We start from the raw sequence: 14431 nt of genomic DNA on the forward strand, positions 1-14431 counted from the left end.
ATGGAGTCAAAGCGGGAAGAGGAGATAACCCCAATTGACATACTGCTCCAGCTCGTCCAGATGGGGCGCGTTGACCCTTGGAACATAGACATCGTTGATTTGACCGAAAAGTATATTCAGAGGCTCAGGGAGATGAAGGAGCTCGACCTCCGCGTTTCGGCGAGGGCAATCCTTGCGGCCTCAATCCTGGTGAGAATGAAGAGCGAGGCACTGCTCCAAGAGGAAGAGGAGGGCGAGGAAGAGGACTCCGAGGAGGAGAGAATCCGCGTTGAGGTGGAGCCGTTAGCACCGCCCCTCAGAAGGGTTGAGCGCTACTACACCTTCGACGACCTCATCGAGGCCCTGATGGACGCCCTTGAAGAGGCCGAGCGGAGGAAGCCCAGGAAGAAGAAACGCGAGGAGATTGAGGAGGAAGTCTTCGTCGTCGAGGACTTCCGCGTTGACATCGAGAAGCACGTCAACAGGCTCTATGAAATCGTGAAGAAGATATACGCAGAGACCAGGAAGCCAATAAGGTTCTGGGATTTAGTGTTCGACAACACGCCTAAGGTCATAGCGAGGACTTTTCTCTACCTCCTTTTCCTTGCCAACATGGGGAAGGTAGATCTGGTTCAGGAGGAGCCCTTCGGGGAAATCCTGGTCGTGCCCGTGGGGGAGGAGCCAAACTAACTTTCAACCTTTTCTCTCTCAGACCTTTTAGCGGGCCTGAAAGTTATTGCGAGGAGGGGCTCCTCGCTCCCGATGTAAAGGCTCCTCTTCTCTCGGTTTATGTAGAAGCAGTACTCGCCGTCTGGAATCTCAGATAGGAACTTCGCGGGGGCTGTCTCTTTCGCAAGCCGTCCCTCTGGGAAAACGCACCTGTACGTTCCCTTAAGGTTTTCGACACGCTTCTTTATTTCGTCCAGCGGAAGCCTTTCACAGTCGAGCCTCGCGCAGACTAGGCTCTTCCTTCCGTCGGTGAATATTACAACACGCTCGTTTACATCAATCCTCCGCGAGCGATCGAGGAACTCCCAGAGCGCAGAATAAAGGCGCTCAAGCCTCCGCCTCTTGGTGAGCCTCTTTATGAGCCTGCTCTCCGCGTGTCTTGTCAGGAGCATTGTGGCACCTCCGGCAGGCATCTGAAAAAGCCTTTGGTGTAGCAACATATGCACCTACATATGCAGGTTCGAACCATTGAAAAAAGTATTTAAACCTCCGAACCGAGCACTCGGTGATGAGGAGCAGAAATTACGTCCTGGCCTTTGTAGTCCTCGCACTGGTTGATGCCCTCACAACGTGGTTCGGGGTCAGGGCGGGCTTCCAGGAGGCAAACCCCCTGGTTGCGGAAAGGCTGTCAAGCCCGCTCGCGTTCTTCGGGAGCTACGCGCTCTTCACGGCACTTGGGGTGGGCGTTGTAGAGGTCTCCATCAGGCTTGAAAAACTGAACCCAGTGTTTAAACTAATCGCGCTCGGCATGGTTGTCTTGAAAGGGATTCCTGCAGTCAACAACCTCCTCCTGCTCACCGGCCTCGGCCCCTCAGGCATTGTTGCAACGACGCCGAAGTTCCTCCTGACTCTAGCGCTCTCAGGGTGGCCGTAAGGCAACCGCCCCCAGAAAAAGGAAAGCTTTTATTCCCTCCCCCTAAGACCCATATATGCCGTATCTCCGCAGGGATTTAATCGAGCCACGCGTTTATCAGGAAGTCATCTACGCCCGCTGTAAAGAAAGGAACTGCCTCGTTGTCCTCCCGACAGGGTTAGGAAAGACCCTAATCGCGATGCTCATAGCGGACTACCGGCTCTCAAAGTACGGGGGAAAAGTCCTCTTCTTAGCTCCGACCAAACCGCTGGCGATGCAGCACGCTGAGAGCTTTAGAAGGCTCTTCAACCTGCCGCCAGAGAAAATCAACGTCCTCACCGGTGAGCTCTCCCCTAAGAAGCGCGCCGAGCTGTGGAAAAAGAGCATGGTAATCACGGCGACACCCCAGACGGTTGAGAACGACATCTTGACTGGCAGGATTTCCATTGAGGACGTGGTTCTGCTCGTCGTTGACGAGGCCCACAGGGCGGTGGGGAACTACGCCTACGTCTTCATAGCCAAGGAGTACCTCAAGACGGCAAAGCATCCACTCGTCCTCGGTCTGACTGCATCACCCGGAAGCGACGAGGAGAAAATCCGAGAGATAGTGGAAAACCTTGGCGTGGAGCACATCGAGGTCAGGACTGAGAGCTCCCCGGACGTAAAGCCCTACGTCCAGAAGATATCCTTTGAGTGGGTGAAGGTAGAACTGCCGAAAATATACAAGGAAGTCCGAAAAATCCTGCGCGAGATGCTCAAAGACTCCCTAAAGCCCCTCGCCGATGCGGGCATCGTTAGCTCGGCCTCCTCGGACATCTCAAAGCGGGAAGTCCTGATGGCGGGCTCAAAGATAAACCAGGCGATGGCCAAGGGGGACTACTCAATCGGCTACCTCAAGAAGCACCAGGCCAAGGCCATGAAGCTCCACCACGCCATAGAGCTCCTCGAAACGCAGGGCCTAACGGCGCTTAGGAACTACCTCAAGAAGCTCCGGGGAGACCGCTCGAAGTCCGGTAAGGAGCTCATGGAAGACCCGCGCATGAGGAAGGTGATTTACCTCCTCGTCCAGGCAAAGGAGCTCGGCCTCGACCACCCGAAGATGGAGAAGCTCAAGGAGCTCGTAAGGAAACAGCTTGAGAAAAAGCCCAACTCAAAGATTATCGTTTTCACAAACTACCGCGACACCGGAAAGAAGATAGTCGAAGAACTTAGGGCCCTTGGGATCTCCGCGGAGAGGTTCATAGGGCAGGCGAGCAGGGGAGAAGACAGGGGAATGAGCCAGAGGGAGCAGAAGGAGATACTTGAGGGGTTCTCGCGCGGCGAGTTCAACGTTTTAGTTGCCACGAGCGTCGGGGAAGAGGGTCTGGACGTGCCTGAGGTTGACCTCGTCGTCTTTTATGAACCTGTGCCTTCCGCCATAAGGAGCATACAGAGGAGAGGCAGGACTGGCAGGCACAGGCCGGGTAAAGTCGTAATCCTGATGGCAAAGGGCACGAGGGACGAGGCATACTACTGGAGCTCCCGGCGGAAGGAAAGGGGCATGTTCGACGCTATAAAGCGCATAGCCGGGGAACTCGAAAAGGCCCACAAGAGTGATGATAAAATAAGGGAGACTGCCGGGGAGAGTGCTGAGATGCCCTCAAAAGGGAAGATAACCCCTCTTGATGCGTTCCTGAAGGTTGGCAAGGCGAAGAAAGATGAACACGAAACGGGGCCAGAAGAGACCACCAAAAAGACCTATGAGCAGACCTCTGCCGAAGATAAGAAAACCGAGAAGAAACCGGAAGAAAGGCCTGAAATCCCGGTTAAACCCATCTTCGTCAGGAAGCCGAAGGGCATAGTGGTCTACGTTGACAGCCGCGAGATGAGGAGCGGCGTCCCCAAGATTCTAAAGGAGCTTGGAGCCGAGATTGAGGTCAGGACTTTAGATGTCGCCGATTATGTGGTGAGCGAGGACGTTGGGATAGAGAGGAAGAGCGCCAACGACTTCATCCAGTCAATCATAGACGGCAGGCTCTTTGAACAGGTAGAGAGGCTCAAGAGGGCATACGAGAAGCCCGTAATAATCATCGAGGGCGAGCTCTACGGAATAAGGAACGTACACCCCAACGCCATTCGCGGTGCAATTGCCTCCGTGACCATCGATTGGGGCGTCCCGATACTCTTCTCTTCAGGGAAAGAGGAGACGGCCCAGTTCATCTACCTCCTGGCAAAGCGCGAGCAGGAGGAGAGGAAGAAGGAAGTCAAGCTGAGGAGCGAGAAGAAGGCCCTAACCCTGGCCGAGAGGCAGCGCCTCATAGTCGAGGGCCTGCCGAACGTTTCCGCGACCCTTGCCAGGCGCCTCTTGAAGCACTTCGGCAACGTTGAGCGCGTTTTCACAGCGACCGAGGAGGAGCTGAAAGAAGTCGAGGGGATAGGAGAGAAGAAGGCGAGGGAGATACGGAAGGTCATAACAGCCCCCTACGTTGAGGACGAGGACGAATAGAGGCTCAGAGAAATCCTCGCCCCCTTCATTTAGAGACCACTTAATTTTTCAAAACTAAGGCCTATTTCAGCACTCAGAAGAGACCCCACGAGAGCCCTTGAAAGCGCAAACATTCTCAAAACAGTACTTCAGAAAAGAATCACAAACCTTGATCAAACTTCGCGGAAGCTTTTGGAAAAAGCTTCACCAAAAGCTCGTAGCTCTTCCCATAAGGCCGTAATGCGGGATTTTTTACCTTCTTTTCGAGGCTCTTGTTTCCAAAGAGAACACGTTTACACCGGCTTTGTTAGGGGGTTTACTTTTCCCTTTGACGCCCTCCGGGCGTCTATTCTAGCATTAAAAACCACATAAGCAAGAGGAAGCCAAAAGGTTCTCACCTTCCAAAACAGTCTATTCAAAGAGAAAATCACTTTGAGTCCGGGTTTCAGAAGGAGCTACAAACCTTGATCAAACTTCGCACAGGCGAAGTTTGAATGGTGCGGGGGCGGGGATTTGAACCCCGGAACCCCTACGGGACGGGACCCTCAATCCCGCGCCTTTGACCAGGCTCGGCAACCCCCGCGTTGCCAGATATAGGGGCGTACAAGGCTTTATAAATTTTACGGTTCCTATGAGGGCAACATACTGAACTCCCTCAGGAGAAGGTTCAGCTGTTTATCGGTGAGGGTCTTAGGCTCAACCACAACAATTATCCCAGCGTTTTTCAAACTCACATAATCCTTGAGGCTCGTGAGGAATTTCATCACGGAGTCAAAACCATTGTTTAGAATCAGGTACTCCAGACCGTCGAGGATTACAAAGGTGTTCTCGTCCACACTTGAGACCAGCTTGTGGGTAAGGAGGGGAAGGTCAGTGGGCCTCACAGCGTTTTTGGAGGGAACGTTGCTGATCCAGATATAAGGAACTCCAAGCGCCGCGTATGGTTTTGGGTACCTGGTGACGGCAAGAATCTGCCTGCCCCCAAGAAGGGAAAGAAGCTTTGAAGGGGACGTCACGTAGGTAACGTAAGCCCCAGGCACTATAGAGGAATGCCCGTTCATAATCATTTTGGGCTTCACTGCTCTAATCTGTCTGCGTACTTGAAATGAAGCAACCATTATCGTGGCCATGCCAATGGCTACCAAGACGTCATCAAAGATTTTGGTAAACTCCGTGGAGTAGACATCATTAAGAACGTTCTCAAGGTAGCCAGCCCAGAAAATTAGCGCCCCCAGAGAAGCTCGTCTGAACGTCTTTTTATCCACATAAGCCAAGATGGTGTCCTTTAGCGAGTATATGACTAAGAAAGCAACAGTTAAAGTGACAAATGCAACCATCTCCGCCGTGAGTTTTATAGCATGATACCCATTCATAAGGGCTCCCGACTAATTATTATGTATAACTACCTACATAACTTTTGCGGGCAGTCAACCGAAAAGTTTATAAACCCACCTCACCTCTATGGTTTCGGGTCGTGGGCCGGTAGCTTAGCCTGGTTAGAGCGGCGGACTCTTAATCCGCAGGTCGGGGGTTCGAATCCCCCCCGGCCCGCCAAAACGCGTTTCTCCTCGGCGCGTTCTGAGAGGGAGCGCGTTTGAGATTTCAACATTAAGGAGACTTGAAAAATGAGTTTTAAGGAGCTTGGCCTATCGAAGGCATCCATTGAGGCCGTTGAGAGGAAGGGTTTCTCGGAACCCACAGACGTTCAGAGGGAGGTTATACCGCTCATCCTCGAAGGAAAAAGCGATGTTATTGGTCAATCAAAGACAGGGAGCGGGAAGACCGCTGCCTTTGGCCTGCCGATTCTCGACATGGTTGACGCGAGTGAGAAGGAAGTCCAGGCGCTTATCCTGACGCCGACCAGGGAGCTGGCGATACAGGTGAGTGAGGAGCTCCGCTCGCTACGCGGAAAGCGGAAGATAGACATCTACGCCATCTACGGAGGTCAGCCTATAGGGCCCCAGATAAGGGCGCTGGAAAGTGCCCAGATAGTTGTTGGGACGCCCGGCAGGGTGCTCGACCACATAAGGCGCGGAACCCTCAGGCTCGACTCACTCCGCTTCTTCGTCCTCGACGAGGCCGACAGAATGCTGGACATGGGTTTCCAGGAGGACATAGAGGCAATTTTCAGGGCAACACCGAGGGAAAAGCGCGTGATGATGTTCTCGGCGACGATGCCGATGGACGTGCTCCTTCTGGCAAAGAAGTACATGAAGAACCCTGAGGTCGTCATCGTGAGCAGGGACGAGCTTGTCCCTGGCGAGGTCGAGCAGGAGTTCGTAGAGACCGTCCCAGCAAGGCGCTATGGGATACTCAAGAAAATCCTGAGTGGGGAATTCTATGGCATAATCTTCTGCCAGACGAAGGCCGAAACACGGGAGCTGGCGGAGAGGCTCAGGAGGGACGGCTTCAGGGCCGAGGCCCTAAACGGGGACATGAGCCAGCCATCAAGGGAGAGAACCTTTGGGCGCTTCAAGCGGAGGAAGACCGAGATACTGGTCGCGACGGACGTTGCCGCGAGGGGCCTTGACGTCCCGGAGATAAGTCATGTTGTCAACTACTCCATCCCAATGAACGCCGAACAGTACATCCACAGGATTGGCAGGACAGGCAGAATGGGCAAGAAGGGCAAGGCTATAACGTTCATAGCCCCCGGCGAGCTCAGGAGGCTTAAGTACCTGGCGAAGCAGGCGGGCGTTGACGTCAGAAAGTCCGAGCTGAGTGAGGAACTCCCGAGGGAATACCGCGAGATGCTCAGGCGGGACAACCTTGAGAACGAGTACAGGCACAGGTGGGGCAGGCAGGCTCCAAGACAGAGAAGAAGGCGCTTCTGAGCGCCTTTGCTATAACTCTACTCACCTACATTTATGTCCTCTATGTATTCTACCTAACAGCACCATGTTGCTCCAAGATTGTTAATGTTGTTCTCAACTTATCCTGTCAATAGCCACGATTTATACCACAAACGACAGGACAAGTTAATCTGCACAGAAACTTTGAACAGAAACTTTGAGAGAAGTACGATAGAAGGAGTTTGGCGCCGGGGCAGGGATTTGAACCCTGGCGGGCAAACGCCCACGGACTCTCCAGGCCCGCGCCTTCCCAGGCTAGGCTACCCCGGCGCATAAAGGAGAGGAATCAGGAGATCAGCTCAATCTCGATGGTGACGTCCTCGGGGACACGAATACGCATGATCTGGCGCATGGCCCTTTCGTCGGCCTCGATGTCAACAAGCCTCTTGTGAACGCGGAGCTCGAACCTGTCAAAGGTAGCAGTTCCTTCTCCATCGGGGCTCTTCCTGGTGGTGATCCTTATCCTCTTGGTCGGGAGCGGTATCGGGCCGCTCATCCTGACGCCGGTCCTCTCGGCAATCTGCCTGATCTGGTCGGTGACCTCGTTGAGGGCCTTGATGTTAGTACTCGCAAGCTTAATTCTTGCCTTCTGCATTCCCGTCCCTCCTAACGTTTAAAGTGGTAAAGGAAAGGTTAGAGAAGGCCTTCACTCGGCCTTCTGGATGGAGATGACCATACCGGCAGCGACGGTCTGGCCCATGTCACGGATAGCGAATCTACCGAGCTGCGGGATCTCCTTGACCGGCTCGATGACCATGGCCTTGGTCGGCCTGAGGAGGACGATAGCGGAGTCACCGGTCTTGATGAACTGCGGGTTCTCCTCGACGATGTTGCCGGTCCTCGGGTCGAGCTTGGCGAGGAGCTGCTCGAACCTGACAGCGACCTGAGTGGTGTGGGCGTGGAGGACCGGGGTATATCCGACGGTGATAGCTGTTGGGTGGTTGAGGACGATAATCTGGGCCTTGAAGGTGTCCTTCGGCCTGACGACGGTCGGCGGGTTGTTGGTGTGTCCAGCAACGTCACCGCGCTTTATGTCGTTCTTACCAACGCCACGGACGTTGAATCCGATGTTGTCACCTGGGTAGGCTTCCTGGAGCGGCTCGTGGTGCATCTCGATGCTCTTGACCTCACCCTGGATCGGCTTGTGGAAGATGGTGCTGGCCGGCTCGAAGATGACGACATCACCGACCTTGAGGACACCGGTCTCAACACGGCCGACCGGGACGGTACCAACACCCTTAATGGAGTAGACGTCCTGGATCGGAATGCGGAGCGGCTTGTCGGTCGGCTTCGGCGGCTCCGGTATCTGGTCAAGGGCCTCGATGAGGGTCGGGCCGTTGTACCAGGGCATCTTGTCGCTCTTCTTGACGACGTTGTCGCCCTCCCAGGCGCTGATCGGGATGATCGGGAAGTCCTTGTAACCGAGCATCATGAGGAGCTTCTTGACCTGCTCAGCGACCTGCTTGAACTTCTTCTCGTCGTAGTTGACCATGTCCATCTTGTTGATGGCGACTATGATGTGGTTGATACCGAGGGTCCTGGCAAGGAAGGCGTGCTCCTTGGTCTGCGGCATGACACCGTCGGTGGCGGCGACGACGAGAACAGCGGCGTCGGCCTGGCTGGCACCGGTGATCATGTTCTTAACGAAGTCCCTGTGACCAGGAGCGTCGATGATGGTGATGTACCTGTGCGGGGTCTCGAACTTGGTGTGGGCGACGTCAATGGTGATACCCCTCTCGCGCTCCTCCTTGAGCCTGTCCATGACCCAAGCGAACTTGAAGGACTTACCCTTCTCACCCATCTCCTCGAACTTCTTGATGATGTTCTCCGGTATGTTGGCGGTGTCAAAGAGCAGCCTTCCGATGGTGGTGCTCTTTCCGTGGTCGACGTGTCCTATAAAGACTATATTAACGTGCGGCTTCTCCTTAGCCATTTTCAAACACCTCCAGATTTTGGTCTAGTCTCGTTGACTAGGATGGCTTTTTAAATCTTTCGAACCTCGGCCCCCTCGGGCGGGAAACCCGCCGTTTATCGGGGGGGCCTCATGAGTTCTGTGCTTAACTTACGAAGCGGGTTTAAAAACTTAACTAATGAAGTTTCAGACTGGAATTCATTTTTTGGGCGCATCAGAAACTATCCAAGTGCGCGACAACCGCTAGGGGAGCTCTATAAATTGGTAGAGGGAAACACAACTTTCGGTTCGCTATTTTTTGGCAAGGTTAAGTATCACTTCTATGGAGTCTCCTTCCTGCACAGTCTTGAGCCAGAATATATTAAACCTGCCTAGATCGTTTTTAATTCCCGCAGAACTTGTGAGGCTCTTATAGAAGTATTTCACGAATTCGTAGTAAAATGCCGCCGGATGATAGTAGTTTGCAAAATGTGGAAACTCCATCCTCCAGGTTATGCCATCAGAATATCCCCGGGGCAGGTAAGCCCTTGTATTCAAGGATTTAATATTTTTATCCAGAACCAAATTTGGGTGGTTTTCCAAGAACGCTCTCCGTAAATCCTCGGAGATTCTTGCAAGATCCGTAGAACCAAAATCGTAGTCTTTGGATTTAAAGTCTTCAGCCGTCAGGAGCCCAATTTTTGTGACCCGGACATTTTCACCTTCTCTCCGTATCTCGTATATGGTAGCATTCGAAATTAACCGTGTCTCTCCAAGTATCTCTTTCCGGTATGTTGACCAATAGTCATAATATGTCCCCAGGTCCATCGCAGGAGGGTGCTGATCTAAGAGGAAATACTCGTCGTTGATTTTTACTGCCGCTGTCGCGTGTCCAATACCCGAGTTTTCAAAATCAATCTCGAATACATAAACAGGAGAATATCCCATCTCTAGTAGAATCGCGGTGGTCAGAATGGCGTAATCAGTACAAACGCCCGCGCCCCTAGGAACCGTCTCATAAGGAGTCTGGATCTCCACTCCAGGCTCGGCGGTAACTTTTGTGATTTTTCCATTTGACCTCCAGATGACGGGGGAAGGCAAAAGTGCTTTAGAGTGATTATACTCAATGTTACTATCAAGCCACTCCAGAACGTTCCAAGCACTCTCCTGAAGGGTTTTTCCTCTTAATTGGTTTGCAAGGTGGGATACCTTTGAAAGTTCTTCTTCAGTTAAAGCACATTTAAGAGCGTCCTGAAGGATATACCTCCAATAACCGTTAACCGTTTGAGCAGTCACTAAGTGCAACAGCACCAGTAGGCCTTTCTGTTGTTTCTGAAGATGTCTGGATATCGGGATAACCCGAGAAATATGTGTATGTGCTAGTTTCGGACGAATTTTCAGATTCCCCAGAGAACACAGGCTTAATATTATCAAAAGCGCCCTGTGAGTATAAATACCCCATTAGAATCAGTAGCAGGATTGCTATTCCCACTGCCATGTGCCTCCTAGTGGAGCTTCTTTTATGATGGCCAGAGCTGAAGTGTGTGCTTGAGGATGTGTAGGGAAGTGAGGTCACTTGCCTTTTTCCGCGATGTGGGGAAGTGGGCCGTGATTTGGACCTTCGTGAAATGCCTGTCTCACCCGCTTTCTCTTTCAGATAAAGATCTCTTTCTCGAATTCTCGCCGCCTTTGTTTTGATTTCTTCAGCCTTCTGGAAAACGTAGCCACCTAAGCCAAGATACTCTCCCATTGATTCAGCAAGTTCCCAGAGTCCCTTCAATGCCTCTTTCTTAGTGGGATTATCCAAGAGCTTTGCCTCAGCTACAACCAGAATTTCGAAAAACTCATCCAAGATTTCCCTACCATTCGAAGGAAAGTCCCGCCTGTAGTTGTACCACAGGTTGTCCCTCCACTCCTCGAGTCTGCTTGCAATTCTGTCAGAACCGAATGATCACTCCATCTGAGACTAGTGTACCCATCCCGCCCGTGAACCACATGCTGAGAAGAGCGCAGTGAAACGATGATCCAGTTCAGATCTGGATTAACAATGCGGGTAATGAAATAATGCAAATCATTCTTTTCAGAATGCATGTTCCAACCTCCCAGGAATTATGGTGACTTTTTCTATTGCTGGACATAAATATGTTTCGTCTGGACACAGATTTCAATGGGTTTTGTTTCCCGAAACGAGAAATGGGTTGGGACCACCCGGTAAAAGAACAGTCCATAGATACCCGCAGGGGCCAGAACAAGATGGAGAGAATAGAAAGTTCAGAGGGCGGAGAGCCCTCACTGCTGCGGGCAGACGTCCTTCTCGGTCGGCGGGTTCGGGTCGAGGCCCTTCCTCTGCCTAATCTGCCTGATAATCTGCTGGGCAAGCTCGTTCGGGACGCGCTTGAAGCCCGCGTGCTCGGTGGTCCAGAGGGCCTTTCCGCTGGTGGCGCCACGGATGGCTCCAGCGAATCCGAACATCTCTGCAACTGGAGCCTCTCCAATGATGATCATGACCTCGCCTTCCTGCCTCATGTCGATGAGCTGACCGCGCCTCTGGTTGAGCTCCCTGCTGACGGCACCCATGTACTCGTAGGGTATGTTGATGATGACCTTCTGGTAGGGCTCGTAGAGGACCGGATTGGCCTTCATCATGGCACAGTGGATTGCCGTCCTGATGGCCGGGTAGATCTGGGCAGGACCGCGGTGGACGTTGTCCTCGTGGATCTTGGCGTCGTGGAGCCTGACGATGACCTTCATGACCGGCTCCTTGGCGAGCGGTCCCTCGTCCATCGCCATGTGGAATCCGTCGACGAGCAGATCCATGACCTCGTTGAGGTACTGGATACCCTTGGTGTTGTCGAAGAACATGTTGCCGTTGTAGACGTCGACGATGCCCTTGGCCATCTCGTAGTCCATGCCGAGCTCGGCGAGCTTCTTGGCGACCGCCTTCGGGTCCTTGGGCCTGCCCTCTGGGATGATGCCCTCCTTAATGGCCTCGTAAATCTCGTCGGGCATCGGCTCGACGGTGATGTAGAACCTGTTGTGCTTGTTGGGTGACTTGCCCTCAACGATCGGGCTCTTCTTGGTCACGCTCTCACGGTAGACAACGATCGGCGGGCTGACGTCAACGTCGAGCTTCCACTCGGTCTTGAGGCGGTAGAGCTTGACCTCGAGGTGGAGCTCACCCATACCGCTGAGGAGGTGCTGACCGGTCTCCTCGTCGATCTTGACGTGGAGGGTCGGGTCCTCCTTGGCGAGCTGTCTAAGGGCCTCGATGAGCTTCGGAAGGTCCTTAACGTTCTTGGCCTCGATAGCGACGGTAACGACGGGCTCGCTGGCGTAGTGGAGGGCCTCAAACGGCTCGATCTGCTCAACGGAAACGGTCTCACCGGCCATAGCGTCCCTCAGACCGGTGACGGCGACGATGTTACCGGCCGGGACGGCCTCCATGTTGATCCTCTCGGGACCCATGTAGATACCGACCTGCTGGATCCTGGCCTTCCTCTTGCTGTTGATGAGGTAAACCTCCTGGCCTGTCTTGACGGTACCGCTCCAGACACGGCCGGTGGCGACCTCACCGGCGTGCTTGTCGAGGATTATCTTGGTGACGACCATGACCATCTTGCCCTTCGGGTCGCACTTGAGCATGGCCTGGCCGACGTCGCTGTTTATGTCGCCCTGCCAGAGGTGCGGAATCCTGTACTTCTGGGCCTCAAGCGGGTTCGGGAGGTGCCTGACGACCATATCGAGGACGACGACGTGGAGCGGGGCCTTCTGCCTGAGGGTCTTGAGGTCACCGGCGTTGGTGAGCTCGACGATGTCCTTGAAGGTAACTCCGGTCTTCTTCATGTACGGGACGCTGAGGGCCCAGTTGTAGTAGGCTGAACCGAAGGCGACGCTACCATCTTCCACCTTGACGAGCCACTCGTTCTTGAACTCCTCGGGGGCGTAGCGCTTGATGAGCCTGTTGACGTCGGTGATTATCTTGGCGAAGCGGTTGAGGATGTCGTTCGGGCCGAGCTTGAGTTCCTTGATGAGCCTGTCAACCTTGTTGATGAAGAGAACCGGCTTGACGTACTCTCTGAGGGCCTGCCTGAGAACGGTCTCGGTCTGGGGCATGACACCCTCGACGGCGTCAACAACGATAATCGCACCGTCTATGGCACGCATGGCCCTGGTAACGTCACCACCGAAGTCAACGTGACCCGGGGTGTCGATGAGGTTGATGAGGTAGTCCTGGCCCTCGTAGTTGTGGACCATCGAAACGTTGGCCGCGTTGATGGTGATTCCCCTCGCCTGCTCCTGCTCGTCGAAGTCAAGGACGAGCTGCTTTCCGGCAAGCTCCTCGCTGATCATTCCCGCTCCGGCGAGCAGGTTGTCGCTCAGAGTGGTCTTACCGTGGTCAATGTGAGCGGCAATACCCATATTCCTAATCCTCTCGGGCTGGGTCATGAGCTCCTTAATCTTCGCAATCATCTCTTCCCTTCTTCCCATAACGCACCACCTTTGGATGAGCTTGTCGGCTTAACTTAAAAGGCTCGGTTATAAAGCTTTTCCTGATGGGAAAATGGAACGGGACGGGGAATTCAAAACTACTTAAGCCTTTTGGAGACGAAGGTTCTGACCTCTTCAACTTTATCTTCCCTCGCGTAGATTCCCCAGCGCCAGTTGCTCTCTTTTGCCTCTACGAGTGCTCTCACGACTGGCGAGACCTCACTGAGCCGCTTAATTTCCCCGTTGAACTCCACGAAGGCGTTCCTCTCCTCGAACCTCGGCTTCTCAGGGTAGTCGAGCAACGCGAGGTGACCGAACTCGCTTTCCAGCTCCCTTCTTAGCTCCTTGATTGTCTCCTCATCGAGCTTCTTCCCGCTCCAAACGACACGCTTGTAAAGCCGCCTGTTCTCGATTGCACTGATGAGCTCTCTGACCTCTTTTTTCTCGCTGGCCCTCAGCCTCGCGACGAGGTCAACCTCGTCCATCTCACGTATCTCCTCGAAGCTTATCCCCTCCAGCTCAACAGCCTTGCAGAGCATTGAACTCGCTATCCTGACCGTGTGGTGCTGGTAAACCGTTGGATACATCATGCTCCTCGATATTAGGAGGTTCTGGCCAGCCATTATCCCCTTCTCGCCGAGGATTAGCCTCTCGCCGTCCCAGCGGAGGTTTCGTATAAGGCGCTCAAGGTCAACGAGTCCGTAGGCGACCCCGGTGTAGTAGGCATCGCGCACGAGGTAGTCCATTCTATCGGCGTCTATGTCACCGCTCACGAGCGGGTGCTTGAGAAGGCCGAGGAACTCCTTGAGCGAGAAGCGCTCCATCAGAACGTCGCCGATTTCCCCGTGCTTTATCAGCCATCTCGTGTTGTCCTCGTGCCTTGGAAAGAGGCATTCAAGGGTGTGGCTGAACGGGTAGTGTCCGAGGTCATGGAACAGGGCCGCGTAAACCGCCCCCGCATTAATCTCGGGATTCCGCTCCCTTATAAGCCTCGCTATGTGGAAGGTCCCGAGGGAGTGCTCGAAGCGCGTGTGTCTGGCCGAAGGGTAAACGAGGAAAGCTAAGCCGAGCTGGGTAATCCTCCTGAGCCTCTGGAACTCCGGCGTGTCAACCAGCTTTACCGCGAAGTCGTCGAGCTCTATTCCGCCGTGTATCGGGTCGTGGACGAGCTTCAT

The 14431-nt window shown here is 53.8% G+C and carries 12 protein-coding genes and 3 tRNA genes; 5 read left to right on the forward strand and 10 right to left on the reverse strand.

The genetic code is table 11. The annotated features are described in order from the left end of the window. Positions 1-669 (forward strand): segregation/condensation protein A, encoded by a 669-nt coding sequence (locus ACZ5ER_RS09410; RefSeq protein WP_464934295.1) that lies wholly within the window; start codon positions 1-3, stop codon positions 667-669. Here the strand turns inward: ACZ5ER_RS09410 and ACZ5ER_RS09415 are convergent. Next, the gene (locus tag ACZ5ER_RS09415) at positions 666-1100 is read right to left on the reverse strand and encodes a hypothetical protein (RefSeq protein WP_464934296.1); all 435 of its coding nucleotides are present in this window, start codon (positions 1098-1100) and stop codon (positions 666-668) included. The genes ACZ5ER_RS09410 and ACZ5ER_RS09415 overlap by 4 nt on opposite strands. A 116-nt stretch (positions 1101-1216) precedes the next feature. On the opposite strand from ACZ5ER_RS09415, the gene ACZ5ER_RS09420 reads away from it, so the two are divergent. Then, complete coding sequence (locus tag ACZ5ER_RS09420) at positions 1217-1582, forward strand: DUF5658 family protein (RefSeq protein WP_464934297.1); 366 nt, start codon at positions 1217-1219, stop codon at positions 1580-1582. 55 nt (positions 1583-1637) lie between these two features. Next, positions 1638-4046 carry a DEAD/DEAH box helicase gene (locus ACZ5ER_RS09425; protein WP_464934298.1) on the forward strand — a complete coding sequence of 803 codons (2409 nt, stop codon included), beginning with the start codon at positions 1638-1640 and terminating at the stop codon, positions 4044-4046. Positions 4047-4520: 474 nt separating this feature from the next. Here the strand turns inward: ACZ5ER_RS09425 and ACZ5ER_RS09430 are convergent. Beyond that, positions 4521-4608 (reverse strand) — tRNA-Leu (locus ACZ5ER_RS09430). A gap of 46 nt (positions 4609-4654) precedes the next feature. Beyond that, positions 4655-5362, reverse strand: a complete 708-nt coding sequence (locus tag ACZ5ER_RS09435; protein WP_158506644.1) for a DUF835 domain-containing protein — start codon at positions 5360-5362, stop codon at positions 4655-4657. Between the two features lie 139 nt (positions 5363-5501). Here ACZ5ER_RS09435 and ACZ5ER_RS09440 point away from each other — a divergent pair. Both ACZ5ER_RS09440 and ACZ5ER_RS09445 read left to right on the forward strand, forming a co-directional pair. After that, positions 5502-5579, forward strand: a tRNA-Lys gene (locus tag ACZ5ER_RS09440). Positions 5580-5650: 71 nt separating this feature from the next. Beyond that, on the forward strand, positions 5651-6859 hold the full coding sequence (locus ACZ5ER_RS09445; RefSeq protein WP_464934299.1) for a DEAD/DEAH box helicase: 1209 nt from the start codon (positions 5651-5653) through the stop codon (positions 6857-6859). A 201-nt stretch (positions 6860-7060) separates the two neighbouring features. Here the strand turns inward: ACZ5ER_RS09445 and ACZ5ER_RS09450 are convergent. From ACZ5ER_RS09450 to ACZ5ER_RS09480, 7 genes are all read right to left on the reverse strand, one after another. Further along, positions 7061-7147: transfer RNA gene (locus ACZ5ER_RS09450), tRNA-Ser, on the reverse strand. A 16-nt stretch (positions 7148-7163) separates the two neighbouring features. After that, positions 7164-7472, reverse strand: coding sequence for a 30S ribosomal protein S10 (gene rpsJ / locus ACZ5ER_RS09455; RefSeq protein WP_050003683.1), 309 nt, complete (start codon positions 7470-7472; stop codon positions 7164-7166). 51 nt (positions 7473-7523) lie between these two features. Further along, positions 7524-8810 (reverse strand): translation elongation factor EF-1 subunit alpha, encoded by a 1287-nt coding sequence (gene tuf, locus ACZ5ER_RS09460; RefSeq protein WP_050003684.1) that lies wholly within the window; start codon positions 8808-8810, stop codon positions 7524-7526. Between the two features lie 270 nt (positions 8811-9080). Continuing rightward, positions 9081-10064: a transglutaminase-like domain-containing protein gene (locus ACZ5ER_RS09465; protein WP_464934300.1), complete on the reverse strand. Its 984-nt coding sequence runs from the start codon at positions 10062-10064 to the stop codon at positions 9081-9083. Further along, positions 10045-10620 (reverse strand): hypothetical protein, encoded by a 576-nt coding sequence (locus ACZ5ER_RS09470; protein ID WP_464934301.1) that lies wholly within the window; start codon positions 10618-10620, stop codon positions 10045-10047. The genes ACZ5ER_RS09465 and ACZ5ER_RS09470 overlap by 20 nt, the downstream gene beginning before the upstream one ends. 437 nt (positions 10621-11057) lie before the next feature. After that, positions 11058-13256, reverse strand: coding sequence for an elongation factor EF-2 (locus ACZ5ER_RS09475; protein WP_464934302.1), 2199 nt, complete (start codon positions 13254-13256; stop codon positions 11058-11060). 98 nt (positions 13257-13354) lie between these two features. Continuing rightward, positions 13355-14431, reverse strand: a complete 1077-nt coding sequence (locus tag ACZ5ER_RS09480) for an HD domain-containing protein (protein WP_464935188.1) — start codon at positions 14429-14431, stop codon at positions 13355-13357.

It is taken from the genome of Thermococcus marinus, from assembly GCF_055389025.1.